This window comes from uncultured Bacteroides sp., assembly GCF_958445495.1.
Taxonomy (GTDB): domain Bacteria; phylum Bacteroidota; class Bacteroidia; order Bacteroidales; family Bacteroidaceae; genus Bacteroides.
On record NZ_CAUCSQ010000011.1, the window covers coordinates 32,957 to 58,478 of the forward strand.

The following is a 25,522-nucleotide window of genomic DNA, read 5'->3' on the forward strand; positions in this document are numbered from 1 at the left end:
TGATGTTTTATAAATTTATTTCTATTAGTCTTCTCCCCAGTTTACCGGAGCGGTGTACTCCCAATAATCATAGGTCGCAGCTCCGCCAGCCGGCGTAACACCTAAAATGATTTGGGCATTTGTACCGTATGCTACCCCTGTATAGCCGGATTCGGCTCTTAGTTCATTGCCGTTCAGTGTCCATTGGAAGTCTATACTTCCGGTTGTAGAACCGGCTAAAATATTCAGCCCCATAGAATAAGACTGGTTAGAATCATCAAATGGTATTTGCACGACTTTTAGGTTGTTGTCATTCGGATCATATATTCCGCAGCGGGCATTGTCTCCACCTCCTTTGAACAACATCCATCTGACTTCAACTGTTTCGTAAAGGAAATAAAGCTGGCATTTGGCATCCGCAGCACTGGATTTGATATGGAACGTATAGTATCCGGGTTTCATTCCTTCCCGTGAGATGCGGCAATTGCTTCCTGCCGGTGTAAAGGTTACTTCCCCGTTATTGAAAGTTGGCGTACCGGCGGTCACTGTCCAATCTTTTTCTATAAATGCGTTTCGCGTGCTCTCTACTTTGTACCCCAGTTTTAACGTAATGATTTTCTCAACGGGTACGTCCTCTGATTCAGCCTTATTGCGAATCTTAAATTTGGACGAACGTACGGATGAACCTTCATTCTGTTCTGAAATATGAATACTGATTGTTCCGTCACCGTTGTATTCGGTTTCATTGAATGAATACCAATTGTCATCCGTGTTTTCCTTTTCTACCACCCATTCGCCGTTGGAGAAAACGGGAAGTGTTACCGTTTCCGTACCATACGGGATTTTCAGGACGGAGGTTTCCGGATTGAGTATGATACCTTCCTGAACACAGGTTAGCGTAACCGCTACCTCGTTGTGGCGGTCATAGAAGACAATTTCTCCGGTACGTTGTTCACCCTTGTTTTCCGATGCTTCTAACCGAATGTTTCCATCCAGATTACCGGTGTTCCCACCAGAGAAAGAAAGCCACTCTTCGCCTTTAGTGATGGCCGCCGACCATTTTTGATTAGCTTCTATGTTGAGTGTCAGCGTTATTCTTTCCTTATCGAATTCGATTGCTTCTTCTGTATTTTCATGGTTCTTGATTCGTAAGTAAGCAATACCTTTTTGGATGACGGTTACTTCTTTACCTGTCCAATAATCACTTTTAATCGTAATCATGTCGGTACGGTCATCCAGTTCGGTATTCGGCAGATAACGTATTTCCACTTCGTAAAGTTTCCCGGCTTCTCCTGTAGCGGGAGTGATTGTACACCAGTCGTTATGTTCACTGAATACAGTCCACGGTTCTGTTGATTTTACTTGAATATTGACAGGGTCGCTTCCGTCTGCGGCAATGGTGTAGCTATCTTCCGCTTTGTAGCGTAAGTCCACCCATTTTTCTTGTTCATTGTCTTTGCACGATTGGACGCACAGAGAACTGATGATAACCAGCGCCCCCAATAAAGTGCGCCGGTTTAAATTCTGTTTGATAAGCTGTTTCATAACTCTGTTTTTCAATGATTATTCAGTGGTGGAAGGAGTTATAATATCAATGGGAGTTATCTCGAAAGATTCGATTTCTATAGTACCGCCCGCATGGTTTTTCAGGAAACCGAAAAATATGATATTACCAGTATTGGTGCTTCCTGAACCGGTAAACGGATTTTTCAAAGCTGTTCCAGTTGCCGGATATGTTCTGATTTCTCCGTATACAGTTCCGTCAACTGCAATCTGAACAATCACATTGTCATTATTTTCGGGATTCGGAATGAGAGCTAATTTTGCGGATTTCATGGTATTTAATTTTGCAAGGGTCAATCCGTTTTCTCCGTTGAGTTTGACATTCGTATTGATTCCTCCGTTGTTTCCATTGGTGTCTCCCCAATTATCTCTTATTCTTAGATTAAAGTCATTGACATCTGCATAGCTGCCGTTGGGTTCGTTGTCTCCCATCCAGCAATTGACGGTAGGTCCGGTGCTACCCTTCGATTCATCCATGTAATATTGGAAAAATACCGCTCCACTTGTCAAATTAACGGATTTGAGTTTTGCTTCGAATATGGCGCGTTTATATCTTCCTATGGAGAAGCGTCCTTTGGTGATGGTTACCCCTTCATTTTCTAGGGTATATGCAGCTTCCGTATCCCATTCGACTGAAGATGCCGGCATTCGGTTCTGTTTCACCACCAGTTCTACCGGTTCGATACCGATAGATTGTTCTGTAGCTTCCAGTTTGACAATACCGGTACGGTCTTTGAAGAAAATTTCGGAAAGCGTAGTAACCGTAATGCTATTTTCATCATTGTTTTTAACGACATTGAGCCATGTTTCGTCAGTGGTTACTTTCCATTTATCGGCAGCTAGGGTCGTGTTTACGGTAAAAGTCCTGCTGCTTCCCGTGGTTGTTTCCGTGAAAGTGCGGTCTGTTTCGGTCAATTCCGTAAATTCCAAGGTAATGCCTTTTTGTGTCACCTCGAAGGTTTTCTCTTCCAATCCGTTGGAAACAGTGACTGTGGCTGTTCTTTTCATACCCGGGTTGGCATCTGCCGCTATGGCGTAAACAGTTGTTTTTTCTTCGCTTCCTGTACCTGCATTCTTGTCAAAAGTCAGCCATTGACGGGAAGAAGTCACCTCCCAGTCTTTGTTGGATGTAACGGTAAAAGGAACACGTCCGCCAGTCGTTTCTATCTGGGTATCTGCCGGTTGTATGCCTAATGTCCCTCGGATGATTCTGATTACCGTCGGTGTGGAAATATTCTCTGCCGTGATGGTCAGTGTCGCTACGAGTTCTTGTTTGCCCGGACTGGGATTGGGAGTGATATTCACGGTAATCTCGGCAATGAGTGAGCTGGCCGAACTCATTGAAGGAGTGGGACGGCACCATTCTTTATCGCTTTCTATCTTCCAGGGAGTGGTAGAACTGATGTTGAACATAAGAGTATGCGGAGATGCTGCCGATACGGAATATTCACTGAGGGCATCAGTCTCCATTCTGGCGGGATGTCCGTCTTGAGAGTCGATATTTAATTCTTGACATGAACTTAGATTGAGTGTACATGCCATCCATAGAGATAACAGCATTGTACCGATTGATAATTTTTTCATATAGCGTATTATTTTTTTGTTATGAACGGATATGGCAAGGGAGATACTCCTTACCATCCCGTATTTTGTGGGTTAAGATTCTCGTTCTTGTTTAGCTCGCTTAGTGGAATCGGATAGAGATTCATGCGTGAGTTCCAATATCTGTTTTTATAGATTTTGCGTTTGAAAGTCAGACCATCCGCACCTTTCTCAATACTGACTCCGTAAAGTTCCTTTTGTGTATTATTTCCAATCATCCATCTGCGTACATCCCAGAAACGATGGTCTTCAAAAGCGAATTCTACGCGCCATTCGTTTTGTAACGCTTTGATGAATTCATCTTTATCCGTAATCGATAAGGCTGGCATACCGGCATTTGCACGTACTTCATTAAGGGCCCATGTAGCGGATTTCGGCATATCCTCTCCGCCGGTTTGTGTAGGGCCGAACGCCATGACCATTGATTCTGCATACGTCAGCAACGTTTCTGCATAACGGTAGATAATCCAATGGTGTTTGTTGGCTACTTCCTGGTCGGGTACGAAATTGGTACTTTCTTGAATGTATTTTCTGAGGAAATATCCGGTCGGCGAGCCACCCTCGGATACCGGAGCGTCATCGTCCCCTCCTTTATACAATGCTATTTTCGAACCTTTGAAAGGCATACCGTTAGCCAGGACAGTGAGGGCGAGGCGGGGATCACGGCGGTCATACGGGTTTTGAGGGTCAAACCTGCGGTCATTGCAAATCCAGCCGTTTTCTCCCAAGGTCACCGGATAACCGTCAAGTGTCTGGAAAGCATCTACTAGATTTTGTGATGGAAAAGTTGCGGTGGCAGGTGTGCTGCGTGTTCCTTCCGTAAACCGAATCGGGAAATTGTTGCGTTCGAAAGCGGCACTCGCATCGTTCCGGCGGAACAGGACTACTTCGGGTGATTCGAGGTTGTTCGCTTTCTCACCGGGATCGAGTTGGTACAGGTTAAGTTTAATAATATCGTAAGCAGCCCGTGCGGAAGTTTTCCATTTTTCCTGATTATCAGGCGAATGTAATGGACTGGCTGCATAAAGTAATGCCTTGGATTTCAATGCCATGGCGAATCCCTTCGTGATACGCCCGGTCTCTTTTTCAGTTACGTCCTGATAGGTTTTCGGCAGTTTGGCGGCTGCATCGTCACATTCGGATACGATGAAAGCGATAACGTCGTCAAAGGAGGTTTTTCTGATTGAGTTTGCTTCTTCGGGTGTCAGCACTTTAAGAGGCATGGCGATATCGCCGTAACGGCGTGCCAGTTCGAAAAAATAATAGGCTCTGAGTACACGTGCTTCATACGGAAAGTAAGCAAGTTGTTCCATCCATGTTTGATATTTATCGGTGTATTCATAACGTGAGAAGTCGACTTTCTCCATTGATTCAAGAAATTCGTTACTTGCCCGGATTCCTTCATAGAGTGTCCATTGGTCATCACGGGTTTTCAATGCCGACCAGTTGCCGTTAGTCATATCTTGTATGCTTCCTCCCGTTGCCCCGAATTCTGCATCGTCGCAAGCGCAGTCTCTCATTGCTCCGTCAATCGTTCCGAAGTCTTGCGGTATGTATGTGTACACATTAGTCAACATTTGTTTTGTTTTATTGAAGTACCGGTAAATATCCTCTTTTGTGTTCAATCCGCTAGTCTCGTCAAAATCGAGATAGTTGCAAGAACAGAATATGATGGCCGGCACACAGACAGTCAGGATATGTTTAAGTTTCATATAATTTTTTATTTATCAGGTTAAAAATTGAATTTCACTCCCATCCAATACGAACGTATGGACGGATAATCTGCACCTAGCATCTCCGGATCAGCAAAACTGATATTGTCCAGCGAAAACAGATTAGTACCTTGCAGGTATATTTTCATGTCAGCGAAACGTAGTAGTTTGCGGGGAAGTGTATAGGCTATGTACAGGTTTCTCAATTTCAGAAAAGAACCGTCGCGATACCATAGCGAATTGGGCTGATAGTTGTTGGCGTTCGTTTGCGTAGTCAGACGCGGCATGGTAGCATTTGCCGCATTTTCCGGTGTCCAAGGAGTTTCGTTGTCAAGGAACGTATGGGAGATATTACCGTTGTTCACCAATGGTTTGTACAGTGGAGAATTGAGCAGGCTGGTGGTTATACCGGTCATTCCCTGGAAATCCGCACTGAGTTCGAAATTTTTGTATGAAGCGTTCAGATTGAACCCGAAATAGAATCTTGGGATACTGGAACCGAACATTTTCACTTTGTCCTGTTCGTCTATCCGGTTGTCTCCGTTCTGGTCCTTATATTTAAGGTCACCCGGACGGACGGTTGAGAATGTCTGTGCCGGGCTATTGTTGATATCTGTCTGATCTCTGAAGAAACCGATGACCTCCAGCCCGTATTTCTGTCCTACCCGGTTACCCTGGGTATAGAGGTAGTCGTACGCTTGATATTCCTGATCATCGCGTATGACTTTGCTGTCGATGTATGAAGCATTGGCGCTGATGCCGTAGTTGAAATCTTTACCGATATGGCCGTTCCAGCCGATGGAAGTATCAAAGCCTTTATATTCTTGGATTCCTTCACATTGTTTACCTACATCTACACCGATGATTCCGGAAATGGAAGAAGAACCTTGTATGAGGATATTGCTTCTCCTTTCATAAAAACCTTCCATATAGACGGAAAGACGATTGCCGAAAGCGTTCAGTTCTATTCCGTAAGTTGCTTTTTTCGATTTTTCAGGGACCAGGTTCTCCACCGGCAAGCGGCCTTCTGCCAACCCGTATTGCGCAGTGGAATTTTGAGTGAAATAGTACCCTCCGCTGCTGCTGTATGATTGGCGGTAAAGTTCATGCTGCATATTCCCGTCATAGCCTGAGATTCCGAAAGATGCATAAATTTTCAGCAGATTGACAGGCTTTACGCCAGCGAAAAACTTTTCGTTCGAAGCGATCCAACCGGCAGATATTGCAGGATAGAGATGGAAACGTTCGCCTTCGGGCAGATAGGCTGTTCCGGAGTAATTGAGCACTCCGTTCAGTAAGTAGCGATTATCGTATGTATAACTTGCATGCATCAACATCGATTGTCTTTTAGAACTCTTATTCCTATTGTTAACCATGTATGATTGCTGGTCATAGACGAGTGACATACGAATATCGTGTATTTCCCGGCTGAGCCGGTAATTGATTTTAGCTTGTATATTTGAACGCAGAAAGAGCGATTTGAATTTGGAATTGCCATGTTCAATCACTCCGGAATTTTTACCATACGTGACAGGAGTTGTCACTAGTGTGCCGTCATCGAGAATGGATGCCTGGCTGTCTGTGTACTGGTAGTTTCTGCTGGATGAGTCATACATCGCTCCCGTATTGTCGAATGCTACGGATACTTCCGCGGAAAATCCTTTTAACAAAACATCCAGTTCCTGTCTCAGTGAAGCGTTGGCGAGCAGCGTTCCGTAAGTGGTACGATAATCCCCGGTGCTTTCCAGTAAAGCGACCGGATTGTTGTAACTATAAATGCTGTTACCTCCGTAGATGCCATCTGCATACTGTACGGGGAATGCGGCGGAAGGAGTTCTGTAGATAATTTCTGAGAAAATAGATTCGCCGTTTTCTGTATTACCGATATTGTAGGAACTGTTTGTCTCTTGTAACTTTCCTAACAATCCGATTTTAAAGGAGGTTTTCGGAGTCAGGTCCACATCGATGTTTGTACGGATGTTCAGGCGTACGTCCGATGGCTTGGTATTATAACGTTCGTCGGATTGTTCTTCCTTATAAAAAGCTTTGTCATGCATATAGTCTATTACAGAATAATAACGGAACCGTTCGCTTCCGCCGTCAAAAGTAAGACTTAACCGATGATTGCTTGATATCTTATTATAGACCTCGTTCCACCAGTTTACGTTCGGGTATTCGTACGGGAAAGTATTGTTTTTGAAAGCTGCCAGTTCCCGGTTATTGTAACGCGGGTTTAATCCGTCTAAGGTTAATGCGGTATTCATGCTTTCGGCATACGTGTATGCGTCTGCGAATTCCGGTTTCCGGAACTGAGTACTGAGGCCGTATTGATATTGTGCGGAAACTTTCAGTTTGTCAACATGCCCGTGTTTGGTGGTAACGATTACTACGCCGTTGCCTCCCCTTACTCCGTAGAGAGCAGTGGCTACCGCATCTTTCAATATCTGAACCGATTCGATTTCCGGAGCAGTGATATCCGACAAGCTACGTGGAAATCCGTCAATAATGACAAGCGGGGCGTTTCCATGAATACTTAATGACGGAATGTTATTTGCATTGCTTCCGCTTCCCTGATATACATTTAATCCGGCAATTTTGCCGTAAAGGGCTTTGGCGATATCTATTTCCGGAGATTGCTCCAGGACTTCGGCGTTAATGCCTCTGGCTGACCCGGCGAGGTTGTTTCCGGAAGCTGTTACCTGATAGCCTAGTTGCACGGTCATGGGCAAACTGTCGTTTACCGGCTTTTCTTGTGCGTACACAGAGGTGGCGAGGCTGCCGATTAATGCTATGATTATATATTTTTTCATACGATATATTTAACTTGATTGGTTATAGGGTGATTACCATCCGGGATTTTGGGTCATTCCATAGGCCATATTTATTTCTTTCTGGGGAATGGGAGACAAATACCATTTAGTGTCCCATTTGGTTGCCCAGTAACGTGACGAAATCTCATAAGTACCTTTGAATATCAGATAAGCAGGGTTACTCTTGTCTTCTCCTTCGGGAACGATTGACTCCAGACCGTACAGTTTCTTCTGAAAATCTTTTTCACGTCCCCATCGAACCAAATCGAACCATCGTACTTCTTCAAAACCGAACTCGAGTGCCCGTTCGTGCAGGATAGCTTCACGGAAAGTTTTTTGATTCATGGGACCCGTTAATCCGGGTAATCCGACACGGGTACGTACTTGGTTGAGGCAATCAAATGCCGTATTGTCGGGAGCTCCTTTAAATTCATTGATGGCTTCGGCGTAACTTAGCAAGACTTCCGGCAGGCGCAGATAAGGCCATTGAGTCGGAACATTTGTCCGGTCGCTGCTTGACGGTAAGATAAATTTCATCATCAGGAAACCCGATTGCCCCGGACGATAATCAGAATTTCCATAGTACACCGGCGCAGGTCTGTCGTTGAAATACAGTGAGCCGGGTACTGCCACGTTTTCGTATAATCTGGGGTCACGAGTCAGCGTGCCGTTTCTTTCAAAGAAGGGCTGTTTCTCCGGGTTTTCCCAATTGAAATTTTCGGGAAACTCCGTACCGTCCGCCCAGGAAAACATGTTTACGTAGTTCAAGGTCGGACCGGAATAGAAACGCTGGTCGTATAAGGGCTGGTTGACAGTTTCATTGTATCCTTGCCGGGTTGAAATCAAGACTTCCGTACCCCCTCTGTTATAGTATCCGGACCGGTAGGCGAGGCGTCTCGCTTCCGCCGTCTCCTCTTTCGGTTGTGTTATTTGATAAATTCCCCGTCTTTTGAGTTCGTTCATGAAGTCTTCGCCTGCTTTCATGGCTGCTTCCCACCGTTTGCTGTCATAATTGCCGTAACAGGTGTATTCATCGGCTTGTTCGTGCCATTTCTTATCAGAGTTAAAAGTAGGGCTTGCTGCGAACAGAAGTACTCTGAGCTTTAAACCCATAGCCCCCGCTTTGGTCATTCTGCCGTCTTCGGTATTACTTTGTTTCCATTTCAGGTCGGGAATCGCTTCGTCCAGCAGCGCGACTATTTTCTGAACGGTTTCGGCGAATGTGATGCGCGGGAAATTCATAGGCTCGGTGATTTCAATCGCATGGTCTACCCAGGCTACTCCTCCTACATAACGCAACATTTCAGCATAACTGATAGCGATAATCATTTTGGCCTCGGCGATACGTTCGTTTTTTTCTTTTTCACTCATGTCGGGCACTCTGTCTACGTTTTCGATATAAGTCAAAGCATACCGAATCGCTTTATATTGCGTTTCCGAACCGAAATAATAAGCTTGCCTGTCAGGACCGGTAACGCTGGCGCTTAACATGCCGTTATAATAAAGCATGCGCGGTCCATCCTGGCTCTGGTCTCTGAAACTCTGGTATAAGTCGGTGAGTGCCTCCAATATGTTTCCGCCCAGTTTGTTCCGGGGAGCATCGCCGGTCGGCAATCCGTACGGTAAAAATGTGTATGCGGTGTTCAACACTTCCTCGGCATGAGCTTTGGAACTGAACATGGTGTCTAGTATTGCTCCGGAACTTTCCGGTTGGCTTCCCAGAAATTTGTCTCCGAATGTCAAATCAGAACAAGAGCAGATACAGCCGACAATGCAAATGAATAGTAAATTGATGATATGTTTCATTGTTTTGCGGTATTTAGAAATTAAGATTAACACCTATGCTGTAGACCTTTACTAACGGATAAGAACCTGTGTTGTTACCCAGACTTTCCGGATCAATAATGTCAAGAGGACTGAAAGTGAGTAGGTTATATCCATTTAGCGATATTCCCAAACTATTGGCGCCGATAGCTTTCAGAAAATGTTTGTTGGTGAATGTGTATCCCACTGTCAATGTTTTCAGCCGGATGTAGGAAGCATCTCTAAGCCAAAGGGTCGATTCGCTGGCATTCCATTGGTAATCTTTGGTCGCACGCGGGAATTCCGCTTCTAATTGGTTCTCCTCGGTCCATCCTTTTTTGTAAAAATAATCGAGCAGGCCTCGTTTGCCACCATTGGTAAACGGGACGCGGTATTCTATTTCGAGCATTTTATTTACGTGGGCAGCACCGCTCCATTGCATGCTGAAGTTAAAGCCTTTATAGGTAAACCCGGCATTCATCCCGAATACATATTCCGGGCGTTCCGAGTATCCGCTTCGTGCCATGTCCTTATCGTCTACCACATTATCACCATTTAGGTCGGCATACATGGCGTCACCGGGATGTACTGTCGTATTGGGTTGCGGTAAAGAAGGGTCGAGCGTAAGTTCTCCGTCGGTTCCTTGAATAAAGTCGCTGTATTGGTAGAGCCGGAGATATTGATATACTTTTCTTCGTTTGGTGGAACCGCCTGTTTCATTCATATAATCATATTCGTTCGGAACCTCATCCATATAGATGATTTTATTACGTGCGAAAGACAAGTTGGCATTTACATAGTAGTTGAATCCGCGTTTTAAGGCCTGATTCCATCCCAGGGCAATTTCGTAGCCGTGATTGTTCACTTTTCCAAGATTCATGTTTGGAAGTCCGGAACCGATAACGGCTGGGAATGAATTGGGGGAAATGAGGATTCCGGTACGTTTCTCTATGAAATAATCGAAACTCAAAGAAAGTTTGTTACCTAACATTTTCAAATCCATCCCGTAATTTTGTTTGTCTGCTGTTTCCCAACTGACATCCGGATTACCCGGTGTTCCCAGGATATATCCCGGACGTCCTGCCGGGTTGTTTACTCCAAAGCTGTAACTGTCTCCGGACGTCCATACACCCGGCATATACATGAAACGGTCGGTTGTTCCTACATCGCTTCCTACCCGTCCCCAGGATACCCTCCATTTCAGGTAATCGATTATACTTTGTTTTTTCATGAATCCTTCTTCGGACATGACCCACCCTACGGAGGCAGACGGAAATAGGCCATAGCGGTTTTTGCCGGGAGCGAAGTTCTCCGAGCCGTTATAACCGGCGTTGACGTCAATCAGGTATTTTGACCGGTAACCGTAGGTGACGCGACTGACAAAACCTACATATCCGCGCGGCATATATTGATAGGGGGCGTTAGTGCCGTCCGTTTTCTTAGGGTAATAATCGCGAGACTGATTGTAAAGGAACAATGCCGTCACTTTATGGTCCTTGCAAAAGGTACGATCGTAATTGATGCGACCTTCGATGTACCAGTTGCGGTCTCTGTCATAATTCTCTGTATATATCAGCGGCGACGTAGTACTGTCGTCCGGATAATAAATCAGTGTCTTGTCATAATCCGGGTCCGTTTGCGGTTTGTTCGGATCGGTATGGAAAGATTTGTATTCCACCCATTGGCCTTCTACCGAACCGCCTGTCCGCTTTTTATTCAATTTGAACATATTGTCATAAGATGCTTTTATGGAAACAGACAATCCTTTAGTCAACATATCGAGCTTTTGGGTGATATCCACATCAGTGTTCAAAGTCGTTTTATATTGTTGGGTATAACCGCGTCCCCAGTAAGTGTCCAGTCCATCGCGGACGGCTCCTACCGCCAATGGCGTAAAAGAACCTTTGATTCTGGTACGTACTCCGTTTACAATACCCGGACCGGCGAAAGGGAGTGACCAGATTTGTGTATATACCCAGGCATTGTCTCCTTCCACGGCATTCGGCTCTTGTTTCTGGGCGAGATTACCGCCGATACTAAGTTTCATGGTTGTTGTCTTGCTTAGTTTGAAATCGAGGTTGGCGCGGTAGTTATAGCGGTTATATCTGAAGTTATTATCATAGGGCAGTTCGTCGAATTGTTTTAGTATGCCATTCTGATAAAGGTAACTTAAAGACACGAAATACTTTACGGCATCGTTTCCTCCCGAAATATTGATGTTATTCTTGGATTGCAGGAAGAAATCGTTATATACGTAGTCGCCCCAGTTGACACTTGGGTACATGATAGGGTCTGAACCTGTACGGTAAGCTTCGATTGCTTCGCGAGTGAAATAATTCTTTTTATCGGTGATACGGTCATTCCGCATTTTCATATTCCAATAGCGCGCGAATTCATAACTGCCGGTCTGTCTGGCAAAAGACATGGGTTGTTGTACGCCTGTGATGGTACTTACATTGATAGAGGGTTTGCCGGATTTACCGCGGCGGGTGGTGACTAACACCACTCCGTTGGCTCCTCGTACGCCGAATACGGCTGTGGCGGAAGCGTCTTTCAGTATAGACAGGCTTTCTATCTCATTCGGGTCTATTTGTGAGAATTCACGTTCTACGCCGTCTACCAGTATCAACGGTTTGGATGCTTCGCCTGTTAACGAACCCGCACCGCGCACGTAGATATCTGCTGCGTCTTCACCCGGCTGTCCGCTACTCTGTACGGTAGATACACCTGGCATGGCGCCTGCCAGCACATTACTGATGCTTGCCACAGGAGCTTTAATCAGTTCTTTGGTGTCGATGGTTGACAAGGCGCCGGTCAATGTCGCTTTTGATTGCGTTCCGTAAGCTACTACTACCACTTCATCCAGCGATTGCGAATCATCTTTCAAGGTGACATTGATAATTCTGTTTTTACCTACGGCAATTTCTTGCGATTGGTACCCGATAAAAGAAAATACCAGTATGGATTTCTCATTAGGCACGACAATCGTGTATTCACCGTCGATGTTAGTTATGGCACCGATTGCGGTACCTTTAACCAATACGTTTGCACCGATGACTTCCGCTTGCGTATTATCCATGATTTTACCTGTAATTTTTATCTCGTTCTGTGCAAATACCGGCATAGAACAGTAAAAAACAGCAATAAAAGACAATACAAAGAAATGAAGCCATCCTACTCGATTTTTGCTTTTTCTTTTCATGTAATTGATTTTTGTGTGATTAATATAGTTTTAGTTAAAAGGATTCTTTTTCTTTAATATCCGGACAAGCGATGACATACCGCTTGCCCGGGTGTGTTAAGCAGAAGAACGGGGGATTATGTGAAAATTGAAAACTGCCGGTTCGCGGACCGTTCCGAAACGTCTTTATTTTTCTATAAGATAAGCAGCGAACGGATCATCTGTTTGAAGTAACCATTCTTTCAGTTGCTTTTTCAACGAATGTACCAGTTCCGGTTTTTCCGCCGCTATGTTATTCATTTGATAAATATCCTTTTTCCGGTCGAAGAGTACCGTCTTGTCCAGCTTTCCGTTAGTGGCATGTACGGCAAACGTGTATCTGGAGGTACGCAGGCCACGATAGCCTGTGGCCGGATTATCGGGTTGAACATAATAATAAGGCTGAACAATCTTTTTATTATCCTTACCGGATAGGATAGAAGCGGATAAGTCGAATGTTTGTACCTCCTGTGGTATGTCTTCGGAGAATCCCATCATGGATAGCAAAGTGGGGTACATATCTCCGAAAGCAATCATAGTCCGGTTGTCTATACGGGGTTTCAACTGTTGAGGCCAGGAAATGATAACGGGGACTCGCATGGATTCTTCATAATATATATCCTTTCCTGCGGAATTATGTGCTCCCATGCAGATACCGTGGTCGGAAGTAAATACGACGATAGTGTTATCAAATAAATTCAATCGTTTCAATTCTTTGATTAATCGTCCTATGTTTTCGTCTACACCGGTGATACAGGCATAGTAGTCACGTAGGTTGTTACGGAAATAGTCGCCCATTTCAGTGCCTCCGGCAGGAATGTCCGGACGGTTTTTGCATAAGGATTCTACATCGAGGTCTTTATAAATAGCCTTGTATTTGTCGGGTACTAAATCATAACCTGTGTGAGGCGGATTCATGGAAACGACTAAGGCGAAGGGAGAAGTACCTTTTTCCTGTTTGGAAAGGAATTCGATAGCACGGTCTACTTCGTATTCCGGTCCCCATTTGTTGACGTAGAAAAAACTGTCGCGCGGAGCAGTATTTTCCCAATACATCGGGTGGAGATGGTTGTCATAAGTGCCGTAAGCCACCCAGTAATCGAAACCGTGGCGGCGTTCGGGCGGACACCATTCGTTCCATGCTACTTTACCCCGGTTGTTATATGTATCTACATAAGGTTTATACGGTGAGTCGAGATGCCATTTCCCGATATATCCCGTGCGATAGTTTTTATCTTTCAGGACGTCGCTCCAACAACGGGCTGTTTCCGGTAGTTCCACGCCGTAAGGGGCTGTTTCCGAGTTGCAGTTTCCTATTACCTTATTGTTCATCGGATACATTCCGCTCATCAAGATGCCGCGTGCGGGAGATGAAACGGGATAGCAACTGATTGAATTTGTGAAAAGTACTCCTTCGGAAGCTAACTTGTCCAAATGAGGCGTTTGTACGGGTTCTTTACCGATGCAACCCAGAGCGTCCCCTCTCCATTGGTCTGCCATGATGAATAAAAGGTTCGGTTTCGGCTTCTCTTGTGCCTGAGCAGGGAAAACAAATCCTACTGGCAGTAAAAACAAGGCTTGATTGATACGTCGTTTCATATATTACATTTTTAATTATCGGTCAACATTCCAGCTCTTTATTAAGGTTAATGCAAAGGTAGGCTACACCCCCGTCAGAGGAGTTGAGCGTTTCATTCATTCATACTTAGTGTTTTATTCAAGTTGCGATTAATTAGGTTTTTTTGCAGGATATCTCATTAATAATTTGTTCCTTTGTGACTATCCTAATCTGATATTTTATGAACAAAACAATATTCTCTTTCTTTTTATGGGCATTTCTATTGTTTTCTACCTTTCCGGCTCATGCGCTTTTGGAACAGAATTTCAAGAAACTGAATATGCAGGACGGATTGGCCGATAATTCCGTCTATTCCATTTTTAAGGACAGGGACGGTTTTGTCTGGTTCGGTACGGGAGATGGATTAAGCCGGTATGACGGGAAGAATATTCGTAATTTTACTTCGGATAAGTATAATCTGAACATCAGGCAGATGTATGATACGTCGGATGGTACGCTTCTTTTTCTAGCAGGCAATCGTTTGCATTGTTTCGACCGTTACCGTGAATGTTTTGTCGGGATTTCCGGTTTGAACGGTCAGCCCTGTTACAAGACAAATGGATTAGTGCTTCTGAATGATTCTACTTATTGGTCGATAACGGGAAATAAACTGCATTTATTGAAACGGGAACTTCGTGAAAGGCCGGGTACGAAAGAAACGGTTTGTTCTTTCCGGGTCCTGAAAGAGTTTGTGTTGGCGGATGATAAAGAGATTGTCAATACTATTTGCGAATCGCCGGACAAGGAGGAGTTATTCCTGACAACGAAAAGCTGTAAACTGTTGGTCTTCAATCTGCAAACGGAACAACTGGAGAATACCATACCTCTATTTGCCGAAATGCCCGATTCATACATTGTTTCTTCCACGTTCTGTGATAAGGGATATTTGTGGATAGCCATGATTGGCGGTGGAGTACTGCGTTATGATTTGCAGAGTCATTCTTTGGATTCCTTTTCAAGGCATTCAAAAGAGGGGCGGACTTTATCTCACGATGACGTGTATGCCTTTATTGCTGTCGGTGATAAATATATGGCGGCGACCTGGAACGGATATACCGTATTCTCTTTTGATAAAAAGTCCGGTAATGTGACGACTGAAGTAAACAATTGCATTGCCCGCCTTTCTCATCATATTGAATCCCGGATGCTTTCTGCTTACTATGACCCGGAGGGATTGGTTTATTTCGGAACGCACGGCGGCGGAGTGATTATCCTCGACCTTAGGGAACAGTTTTATGAGAGATTCAGCCAAAGCGAGGCAAATGAAATTTGCGATATGGTGTCCGACGACAAAGGATATATCTGGCTGGCAACCTTTCATGGGGAAATCATGTGCAGTGACACTCCTTTTGACTCTTCCGCAACCTTGAACTTTATTCCGAAGAATATTCCTTTTATTGATGGAAAGGCGACGCTTTGTGCGGTGAAAGATGAAGAAGGAAATCTTTGGTTTGGGCATTCGGATGCTTCAATCAGTTGTTGGCAAACCGTTTCCGGCAAGTTTACAGAGTATGTTCTGCCTGCTGAATATAGGCAGAATAACGGTGCGGAACATCCTGCTGTTTATGTATGGAAGCTATTTATAGACAGTAAGCACCGTTTGTGGGTAGGCACGAGGAATGGTTTGCTGCTCTTTGACCGGGTGACAAAGAGCTTTTCTCCTGTTTCTACGGCAGACGGCGATTTATTGAAAGGGCTCTCCATACGCGCCATGGCCGAAGGACGGAATGGAGAGCTTTGGTTGGGTGGTCCGGACGGATTACGTAAGCTGGTGGTGGCAGCCGATGGAAAAGTGACTGTTAAAGGGAACTATGAGGCAGGTGCGGGACTCAGTGCCCGGTATGTCCGCGCTTTGCTTGCTTCCGGAGACGGGCAACTTTATATCGGCTATACCGACGGATTGGGAATTCTAGCCCCAGCAAAAGATTCGATACAACACTTCTATACAACTCGTGACGGGATATGCAGCAACTTTGTCACTTGTATCACAGAAGATGAAAAAGGACATATCTGGTTGGGTACAAATTCGGGAATATCCCGTTACAGCCGTCATCAGAACTTATTTTATAATTACTATATTTCGGGCAGTAACCGTTCAGTGATGCGGATGGGCGGTACTTTGTTCTTTGGCAACAACTATGCCCTGACTTATTTTAATTCGGACGCGCTGACAGTCGTTTCCCCGATAAAGAAAAATGTGTTGCTCGACCTGGAAGTGAATAATAAACGTGTAATGATTGGCGAGAAGATAAACGGGCAGGTAATATTACAGAAGGGGCTTTCGTACACCGATAGAATCGTATTGGATTATGCCAATCGTGACTTTTCCCTTTCATTTAGCAATCTGCTTTATTCCGAAGAACATCAGAAATACAACTACCGTTTGCTTCCTTACCAGAATGAATGGATAGCGTGTGACGGGGGTGATAAAGCCACTTATACTAACCTGCCTGCCGGGAATTATATGTTTGAAGTGAAAAGTGTCTATCCGGACGGGACAGACAGCGCGGTCAAGGTTTTGTCGGTACGTATCCTGCCGCATTGGAGCCAGACCGTATGGTTCCGTTTGTGCCTGTTGCTGGTTGCTGTTTTGATGACTTGCTATGGTGTGTATAGGATTCGCCGCGAGCAACGGAGGATAAAACGTGAACTGCTTCTGAAGCATGAACTGTTCGTCTCTAATATGGAACGCGAAAAAGAAAAACAAATCCGTGAGGAACGGGAAAGATTCTTCACTTATGTAGCTCACGAGTTGCGGACACCGTTGACATTGGTACTTTCTCCGTTGCAGGAACTATTACATAGAAAGACAAATGTAGATTCTGATTACAAAACCCTTTCATTAATGTATGACAATGGAAACTCCCTTCAACGTTTGGTGAATGACTTTCTGAATGTGCAAAAAATTGAGGCAGGCATGATGAAACTTTGTCTTTCGGAGATTAATATCATGGCGTTATTGCAGGAAATAGCGGATACTTTCCGGCCGATGGCAGTGTCGGGGAAAATAGAGTACACCGTTGATTTGCCGGATAAAGGCATTCTTTTGTGGGTAGATGTGGAAAAAGTATCGTCTGCGGTTCGTAATTTATTGTCGAATGCATTTAAATATACCGGGGCAGGTGGGAATATCACCCTTTCTGTGAAAGAAAATACGATTGACGAAAAGGAATACTGCCGGATTGCGGTAGCCGACACGGGAAAAGGAATCTCACCTGATTTGCAGGACCGCGTTTTTGAATCGTTCGTCACGGGCGATGTTTCTCCTTCTTTTTCCACTAAAGTAGGAATCGGTTTGCGGATTGTGAAGAATACGATGGATTTGCATCATGGTACAGTAGACTTGCAAAGCGTACCGGGGGAAGGCTGTGTGTTTATTCTGAATTTTCCGAAAGGAAAAGAACATTTTGCGGATGATAATTGCGAGGAAACAACCTATAGGCAGGTTACTGGCGAAATTGTGGAAGAAAATGAGGGGAGGGAACCGGAAGAAACGGTTGGGGGTGTTACAACTGCTGTTCCGAAACATAAACCGGCTTTGTTGATTATTGAAGATAATCCCGATATTCGCCGGTATATTGTAAGTCTTTTCCAGGGCAATTACCGTGTTCTGGAGGCTGCCGACGGTGAAGAAGGAGTAATTCTGGCTGTCCGGCATGTGCCGGATTTAATTATTTCCGATATTATGATGCCGGTAAAAGATGGTTTCACTTGTTGCAAAGAAATCCGGGAACAGGTAGAAACAGCGCATATCCCTATCCTGATGTTGACAGCGAAAGCAGAGGATACGGATGTTATCAGGAGTGCGCAGGTCGGCGTGGACGATTACATGATGAAACCGTTCAACCCGGAGATATTGAAAGCCAAAGCTGAGAACCTGATTCTGCGTAGAGAACATCTAAAACGGATTTATACGAAGTCGTTGATGTTGAAGCAGGCAGAACCGGAGACTGAAGAAGATGAATTTATGCAGAAAGTAATCAATGTGATAGAAGCGAACTTAGCTAACGAGAATTTCAGTGTACAGATGCTTGCCGACCGGTTGAATATGTCTCAACCTACTCTGTATCGGAAGATAAAAGAACGAAGTGAACTTTCTGTCATCAAAGTGATTCGTAGCGTGCGCATGAGTAAAGCGGCTTCATTGATTATGGAGCATAAATATTCTGTCATGGAAGTATCGGAGATGGTCGGGTTCAATGACCCGAATACATTCCGTAAGCACTTCATGGAACAGTTCGGCGTGCTTCCTTCAAGGTATGCCGAACGGGAGAAATAAAAAGCCCATCCCGTATTATATCCGGAATGAGCTTTTATTTTTACGTTTTATTCGTTTGCCTTAGAAACGGAAACTCAATCCTCCTAAAAAGTTGAACCCTTCGGCGGGATAACCCAAGTAATATTGGTATTTCTTATTCAATAAGTTACGTACCTGTGCATAGACAGATACTCCTTTGAATACATTATAATCCGCCCCGATATGCACATCGTTGATTGCGTTCATCTTTGCATATCCCTTTACTTCTTTCCGGTCTATATAATCATAGCCCAGATTCACATTGAGAGCTGTGAACGGATGGATGCGGACGTTGAAAGACATCTCGTTGACGGGTTTTACAGCTAATAGATACTCTTTGGTTTTACTGTCCCAGTTACGGTAAGTGTATTTCGCCGATAAAGAAATGATTTCTTTGTAATCATAGCTGATTTCTCCTCCAGCATAAAAATTGTCCGTATTGTCTTGTGAGAAATTCAGGTAAGATTCGAAATGGGTGATACTGGGGCTTCCGAGAACTGAATATGACAAGTCGTTTTTCAAGTTCTGGTATCCTCCGTAGATATTGAGCCATACGCCGGGGTAAGGGCTGGCTTTAAACCCGATTGTCCCGTTGATTTGTTCGTAAGTGTCATAGGGACGTTCTACATATCCCCAATCGGGGGAAGTCTTTACATCCGGCAATTCGCTGTAAGGACATACGCTTTCCAGCCTGCGGAAATCGTTTAGCAGTTTCCCTCCTGTGGCTTTGGCATAAAATACATAGCTGTTGGAAAGGATGTATTGTGCGGTTACATCCGGTGATACGCGGACAGTCTCGTCAAATCCGAAAGATAAATCGACATTCGCCCCTATATGCAGTTTCCAGTTGTCGTTATCTAATTCGTAATAAGGGTTCAAGAGAAGAGCCGTATAATTCTTGAAATATTTGCTCCCATCGGAAATATTCTGGGTATATCCGCTATACAGGAAATTATTCATAGCCAGGGCGATTGTGACGGACTGGAAGTCATTGATTGTTCCTGTGACATCTCCCTGGGTACGTATGACGGTTTCCTTGATTGAAGTGTTGGCCGCATTCTCGTTCATCATGTTATGCTGGCGCTCATACATTAATAGATTGGTTTCTGCGTTGAAACGCAAGGGGGCTGTTTCATCAAGGAAACGGACGCCGGCGTGAATGTCGCCGGATGTGAATTTCTGCTTGCCGTTTACGCTTCCCGGTTTGAAATTGAAATTGCTCAACCCGAAATTCCCGGCAATATTCAAATCTAACCTGTCAAACTGATGCGTATAGTCTATATTGGCGCGCGTACGATAATAAAATGCATTCCATTTCTCGTCATTGACGGAAGGAACAGTCAGTTTTCCGTCCATTCCGTCCATTTGGAAACGTACATTCAGCTTGTCCTTCTTTGACAGGCGGAACAGATAGTTGGCGAGAACATCCAGATTGCCGTAGTTGCCGTATCCGGCACGTACATATCCGGGAACCACGTCCGGCTGCATTTCTTTTCCCGCGTAAGGACGCATCGGGCTTGCAGGGACGGAAGTAGCGGGGAAGAAGGTCGTAGCGTATTCTACGTCTTTCTTGCTGACTGTCGGTTCTTCGACTTTGGGCAAGACATTCACTTTTGAAGCGTCCATGATGTCCGGATTGTATTCTTGTTCGACGACAACGGTACGGTTCATGGTCGTATCTTTCGGCTGGCTGGTCTGGGCTTGGAGATGGGCAGGCATGGAAACCGCCCATGAGAGTCCTCCTATTATGTAAAGAAATCGTTTCATATCTTTCAATCTTTGCTTGTTAGTTTCTTTAATCTGCTTTCAATCATGCTTTCGATATCGTCATTGCCTTGGTAATTCTGCTGTAAGCTTAGCAAATACTGGCGTGCATCCAAATCTTTGCCCATAGCGGCATATACATCGGACAGAAGGACAAAGCTGCGTGCCAGCCAATAAGCATGAGGAGTGCTTTGTTCTATATAGTTTAGGAGCTCTTTCTCTGCTGCGGAGTATTCTTTCGCATCGTAGAGCGACTGTGCAACCTGGTATTTGGCTTCGGCGCCGTAAAGGTTGCGTGTGTCTTTAGCCAGTTCCCGGTAGTCGTCCATCGCTTTCTTATCCGCTTTTTGACGTGTATATGCTTTGGCACGGTAATAAAGCGCCTCGTTTTTCAGTTCCGGGCTGAGTTTGGCTTCGGCAAGCAAATCGGTGGCGGCATGGATTGTCTCTATGTCGTCTCTTAACAAGAAGGCGCAACGCAGGATACCGGTTTCGGCAAGTTGGCGTCTTTCCATATTCGTCGCTTTTTCTTTCAGCATCTTGTAGCTGGCTAACGCTTCCACCATATTCTGTTGGTTGAACTGTACTTCCGCACGCAGGATGAGGGCTTCTTCCGCAAACGGATTGTTGGGGTATTCCAACAGTTTTCCGGAATGGAGAAGAATCATATCATAATTTTTCTGTTCGTTTCCAATCAGGCAGAGATAATAATGGGCATTCAGGCTGAAAGCACCTTCCGGATAGCTCTGCAAGTATTTGTTGAAACTTGCTTTGGCTTCTTCCATCTTGCCCCGCATGTAAATCTTTTCGGCGGCGATATACGTGAGTGAGTCCTGCTCGTTGGCATCGAAGCGGATATGTCCCGGCATGGTGTTTGCCAATGCCGCGAACTCGTCTATACGGTTCATATCCACATAAATTGATTTTAAATCACGCATTGCCAGGCGGGCCTCTTCGCTGCCGGGGTATTTTTCGATAACCTGTTTGTATGCTTCGATAGCTTGGTTATAGTCTCCTTTCTGGTAATATAATAATCCGATTTCTGTTGCGGCTTTCCTGCTGACAGGACTTTCCGGATATTTGTCGAGCAGTTCCTTGAAGGAAGTGATGGCTTGGTTGTTATTGTCCATCAGTACGTAGGAACGCCCTTTCTCATAAATGGCATTTACCGCATAGGGAGAAGAGGGATATTTGCCGACCAGCCGGTTCAATAAGGTGATTTTACCCGAATAGTCTTTCTGCAGTCCGGACACGAGAGCCAGTTGGTAGAAGGAATAGTCTCCGGAAGAAGTGCCCATTTGTTCGGCCTGTGAATAGTAATGCTTGGCTTCCTCGAAATTACGCACATGCAGATGACAGTCACCGATACGGTTGTAAGCATCGGCAAGTGCGGTTGTATTTTCCCCTTTTTCCAGTTGGACATATTTTTGGAAGTAATTGTTTGCCTGTGTATAATCTTTCCGGTGGAAAGCGATATATCCCAGGTTGTAGTTGGCAAGGGCATACATCTCATTGTCCGGCCGGGTCGTTAGTTGCAGATAGGCGTTGAAATCGCGGGCGGCTTCCACCATCCGGTTCAGACGGTAGTAAGATTCACCGCACCAGTAGTAGGCATCCGCTTTGGTTTGCCGGTTGTACTGCCCGATGGCAATGGATTGGTTCAAGAATTTGAGGGCTTTTTCGAAGTCTGCATTGGCAAATGCCTGAGTACCTAGCTGGAACAGTATTTTCTGTTTCGCTTCCAGTATTTGTGCGCTTGGCCGGGCTATCCGTTCGATGGATTTCAGGGCGGCTTCATAACTTCGGGTATTCATATAGACCTCTATCAGGTAACTGCTTACTTTTTCCGCATAGGGGGAGGTTGGAAATTCATTCAGGAATCTCTCGAAAGCCGTGACAGATTCCCCGAAAGCGGAGAAAGAAGTCTCATGCAGGCAAAGGGCGTAGTTGTAGGCTGCCTGTTCTTTGATTTGGAGGTTCGCATTGGACGCGGCAGCCTGTTCGAAAGCCATGCGGGCTTTATTTTTCTCAGCCAGTTGCAGGTAGGAGAGCCCCATGTGCAAATAGGCGTTTTGTGTCAGTGCATCGTTGGTTATGGTTACTTTTCCCAGGGTTTCCGCCGCTTTGGAATAAACTTTTGTCTGGTAATAGGAAAGTCCAAGCATATAGAGGGCGTCTCTTCGGGGGGCGGTACGGGTTTTGTCCAGATAATCATTGAATGCTTCCGTTGCCCGGTGGTATTGGCCGAAATGGTAGTAGGCATCTCCCAGGATGCGGTACATTTCGGCTGCGTGTTCATTGTCCGGATAGGCTGAAAGGTAATTTTGGGCGACAATCTGCGCCTTGTCGTAATTCTTGAGCTGCGCATAGATTTCAGCAATGTAGTAGGGGACAAGGGCTTTGTACTTCGGATGGTCCTGCAATGGAAGAAAACCTTTCAGCGCTTCGTTATAGCGTTTTTGCGTATAGCGGATATAAGAAAGGTAGTAGCTGCAGTCTTGGGCATATTCGGGACTGTTGGCGCGTAAAGTCTCGAACCAGATTGCCGCTTCCCGTAAATTCCCTGTTTTCAGATAACAGGTAGCCAACCGGTAAGTACAGTCATCCCGCTCTTCATTGTTCAGCAAGTCGAGGTCGACGGCATTGAAGAGCGCCAACGCTTCGTTGTATTTTTCTTCATAAAAATAACAGGAAGCCAAGAGTGAATAGATGCGGTTGGCATAAGGAGTGTCGGGATAGCGGTCAAGGTATTTGCGGAGCAGTTCGACACGGTTTTTGTCATTCAGTTCGTATGCTGAACTGACCAGCATGTATTCTGCATCCTGCATTAGGGCGGCTGCCGGTTTTTGCTTGACAAATGCTTTTAATGCAGGTATGGCGGCCGCATAGTTTTTTTCCTGGAAAAGTTCTTTCCCTTCCTTGTAAAGGTTGGCGGACGAAGTGAATTTTTCACTTGTCTGGGCAAATCCTATAATCGGTGTGCAGCAGATAGCCGCACAAATGAGTCTAGTAATTTCTTTTTTCATAATCGGGGTGTTTATGCAAAAGTACTACATATCTTTCAATGACGTATTTTAATGGCTGTTAATTTAAAGCTCATTAAAATATTAGACAGGATGAATGGGGATATGTTTCTCTAATTTGTTATATTTTAACGAATTATCTGTCGGATAAGAACTTTTTAAGTCCTTGTCGGATAGAGCCTAGCCCGAAATCTTCCGGATTGATGTCGGAGAGAGGCAAGAAGAAAGAATCCGAGACATCATCCATGGCGGAGAAACGGCTCGTGTCTTCTACCGTGCAAAGAAAGAACATGTCGAGCGTATGGACCGGAAAACCGGAATAGATGTAGATATTGGGGAGTGTGAACTGGTAGACGGCTTTTTTTACTTTCAGTCCCGTTTCTTCCAGCACTTCCCTGGCAACGCCTTCTTCGCCTGTCTCGTTCATATCTATGAATCCGCCGGGAAGGTCGAGAGTCCCTTTGGCGGGTTCTTTGGCGCGCCGGCAAACGAGCAGTTCGTCCTTTTCATTCAAGATGAGTGCCACAGTGGCGGAAGAGGGGTTGAAATAATAGACAAACCCGCAATCGGCACACTTTTTAGATTTTTCGTTATTGACTTCGAAATGGGATGAACCGCATTCGGGGCAATATAGGAACTGGGCAAGAGGGTGTTTCATAATCGTATATATTTCCAGGTTTTTGTTCATGCGGCAAAGTTATAAAAAAACAAGATTGGGCAGGTAAAAAGAGCGAAGAATGCAGCTAAATGTTATGTTTGTTTTAAAGTCTGGGAAGAAAGCGGTGCGGAGGATACGGAAAATAAAAGAATGCCGGAAGCGGTCGGCGGTAAATATAAGTGCGGATTCTCCGTTTCCCAAAGTAAAAGCGGGAGCGTCGGAATTTCCTTGCGGTGTTAATGCCTGCTTTCTTGTACGGGAAAAGAGCCGGACTTGTACCGGACTTCCATGTAATGAGTACAAGACTTGGCTGGAGGAAGTACTTGAGTTGTCCGGGTGGTGTACAACAAAGGAGTCCGGGATATACAGGTTTTTCCCTTCACCTTTCACTATCCTTTATCCATCGGCATTAGCGGGTGAAGGGGGGGCGTTCACCCGTGTTTCATCATAAATAGAGGCAGTGTCGTTTGCGTAAACGAATACATCGTTTATTTTATTTGTGCGGCGTTTTAAAAAACATCACGATATTTTTTTTTGAATGATTGGATAGAAAATGATGTGTTGCCCGGCATCGTTATTCCGGTAACAGGCAAGTCGAACGCGCGCTGATATCCGGTGTCTGTTTCCGGATAGGCAAGCGGGTGGCGTGAATAGCGGGTGAAAGCTTGCCCTTCACCCGCTAATGCCGATGGATAAAGGGGTGTGAAAGGTGAAGGGCTATTCATGTATTTCCATTATCCTGTTATAAATTTCATCTATTACCGCATAGAATTATTCGATTGGACTTTTTTTGCAAAAACGGCTCTTTCGCTTTTATCTTTGTATCGGAAACGAGAAACAAAACGTAGTTTCCGATGTTATAAGTCAAATCAATTAATAACAATAAAAAGCAAAAAGATTATGGAACCGATTTTAAATTCTCAACTTCCTGAATTCAGTGTTCAGGCTTTTCACAACGGAGCTTTCAAGACTGTAACCAACAATGACCTGAAAGGTAAATGGGCGATTCTTTTCTTCTATCCTGCCGACTTTACTTTCGTATGTCCTACTGAATTGGTGGATATGGCTGAAAAGTACGACCAGTTCAAAGCGATGGGTGTAGAAATCTATTCGGTAAGTACTGACTCTCATTTCGTGCACAAAGCCTGGCATGATACTTCTGAAAGTATTCGCAAGATTCAATATCCGATGTTGGCAGACCCGACTGGCGCTTTGAGCCGTGCACTGGGTGTATATATCGAAGAAGAGGGTATGGCTTATCGCGGTACATTCGTTGTCAATCCGGAAGGAAAGATTAAAGTGGTGGAACTGAATGACAACAATATCGGCCGTGACGCGAGCGAGTTGCTCCGAAAGGTAGAAGCCGCACAGTTTGTAGCCAGCCACGACGGGGAAGTCTGCCCGGCTAAATGGAAGAAGGGTGAGTCTACCCTGAAACCGAGTATCGACCTGGTAGGTAAGATTTGATAGAAC

Annotated in this window: 14 protein-coding genes; 3 read left to right on the forward strand and 11 right to left on the reverse strand. The window is 44.9% G+C overall.

Annotated features, from left to right (window positions below):
* Nucleotides 1-24 precede the first annotated feature (24 nt).
* From Q5076_RS05725 to Q5076_RS05755, 7 genes are all read right to left on the reverse strand, one after another.
* Nucleotides 25-1,524, reverse strand: a complete 1,500-nt coding sequence (locus Q5076_RS05725; protein WP_303011564.1) for a BACON domain-containing protein — start codon at nt 1,522-1,524, stop codon at nt 25-27.
* A gap of 18 nt (nt 1,525-1,542) precedes the next feature.
* Complete coding sequence (locus Q5076_RS05730; protein ID WP_303011568.1) at nt 1,543-3,126, reverse strand: BACON domain-containing carbohydrate-binding protein; 1,584 nt, start codon at nt 3,124-3,126, stop codon at nt 1,543-1,545.
* Nucleotides 3,127-3,176: 50 nt separating this feature from the next.
* The gene (locus tag Q5076_RS05735) at nt 3,177-4,856 is read right to left on the reverse strand and encodes a RagB/SusD family nutrient uptake outer membrane protein (RefSeq protein WP_303011576.1); all 1,680 of its coding nucleotides are present in this window, start codon (nt 4,854-4,856) and stop codon (nt 3,177-3,179) included.
* Nucleotides 4,857-4,876: 20 nt separating this feature from the next.
* A complete protein-coding gene (locus tag Q5076_RS05740) occupies nt 4,877-7,666 on the reverse strand; it encodes a SusC/RagA family TonB-linked outer membrane protein (protein WP_303011580.1) in 2,790 nt (929 codons plus the stop codon).
* 33 nt (nt 7,667-7,699) lie between these two features.
* On the reverse strand, nt 7,700-9,472 hold the full coding sequence (locus tag Q5076_RS05745) for a RagB/SusD family nutrient uptake outer membrane protein (RefSeq protein ID WP_303011582.1): 1,773 nt from the start codon (nt 9,470-9,472) through the stop codon (nt 7,700-7,702).
* A 13-nt stretch (nt 9,473-9,485) separates the two neighbouring features.
* A complete protein-coding gene (locus tag Q5076_RS05750; protein WP_303011585.1) occupies nt 9,486-12,671 on the reverse strand; it encodes a TonB-dependent receptor in 3,186 nt (1,061 codons plus the stop codon).
* A gap of 165 nt (nt 12,672-12,836) precedes the next feature.
* Entirely contained in the window at nt 12,837-14,288 is a 1,452-nt protein-coding gene (locus Q5076_RS05755; protein WP_303011587.1) for a sulfatase-like hydrolase/transferase, read from the reverse strand.
* Between the two features lie 200 nt (nt 14,289-14,488).
* Between Q5076_RS05755 and Q5076_RS05760 the strand changes: the two genes are divergently transcribed.
* Nucleotides 14,489-18,586: a two-component regulator propeller domain-containing protein gene (locus Q5076_RS05760; protein ID WP_303011590.1), complete on the forward strand. Its 4,098-nt coding sequence runs from the start codon at nt 14,489-14,491 to the stop codon at nt 18,584-18,586.
* Between the two features lie 60 nt (nt 18,587-18,646).
* Here the strand turns inward: Q5076_RS05760 and Q5076_RS05765 are convergent, their stop codons facing one another.
* The 3 genes from Q5076_RS05765 to Q5076_RS05775 form a co-directional block, all read right to left on the reverse strand.
* Nucleotides 18,647-20,371, reverse strand: coding sequence for a TonB-dependent receptor (locus tag Q5076_RS05765; protein WP_303011592.1), 1,725 nt, complete (start codon nt 20,369-20,371; stop codon nt 18,647-18,649).
* A gap of 5 nt (nt 20,372-20,376) precedes the next feature.
* Nucleotides 20,377-23,394, reverse strand: coding sequence for a tetratricopeptide repeat protein (locus Q5076_RS05770; RefSeq protein WP_303011595.1), 3,018 nt, complete (start codon nt 23,392-23,394; stop codon nt 20,377-20,379).
* 133 nt (nt 23,395-23,527) lie between these two features.
* Nucleotides 23,528-24,049, reverse strand: a complete 522-nt coding sequence (locus Q5076_RS05775) for an NUDIX domain-containing protein (RefSeq protein ID WP_303011665.1) — start codon at nt 24,047-24,049, stop codon at nt 23,528-23,530.
* A gap of 79 nt (nt 24,050-24,128) precedes the next feature.
* On the opposite strand from Q5076_RS05775, the gene Q5076_RS05780 reads away from it, so the two are divergent.
* Nucleotides 24,129-24,500, forward strand: coding sequence for a hypothetical protein (locus Q5076_RS05780; protein WP_303011597.1), 372 nt, complete (start codon nt 24,129-24,131; stop codon nt 24,498-24,500).
* A gap of 58 nt (nt 24,501-24,558) precedes the next feature.
* On the opposite strand, the gene Q5076_RS05785 is transcribed toward Q5076_RS05780, so the two are convergent.
* A complete protein-coding gene (locus tag Q5076_RS05785) occupies nt 24,559-24,774 on the reverse strand; it encodes a hypothetical protein (protein ID WP_303011600.1) in 216 nt (71 codons plus the stop codon).
* Nucleotides 24,775-24,949: 175 nt separating this feature from the next.
* On the opposite strand from Q5076_RS05785, the gene ahpC reads away from it, so the two are divergent.
* Complete coding sequence (gene ahpC / locus Q5076_RS05790) at nt 24,950-25,516, forward strand: alkyl hydroperoxide reductase subunit C (RefSeq protein ID WP_004323108.1); 567 nt, start codon at nt 24,950-24,952, stop codon at nt 25,514-25,516.
* Nucleotides 25,517-25,522 lie beyond the last annotated feature (6 nt).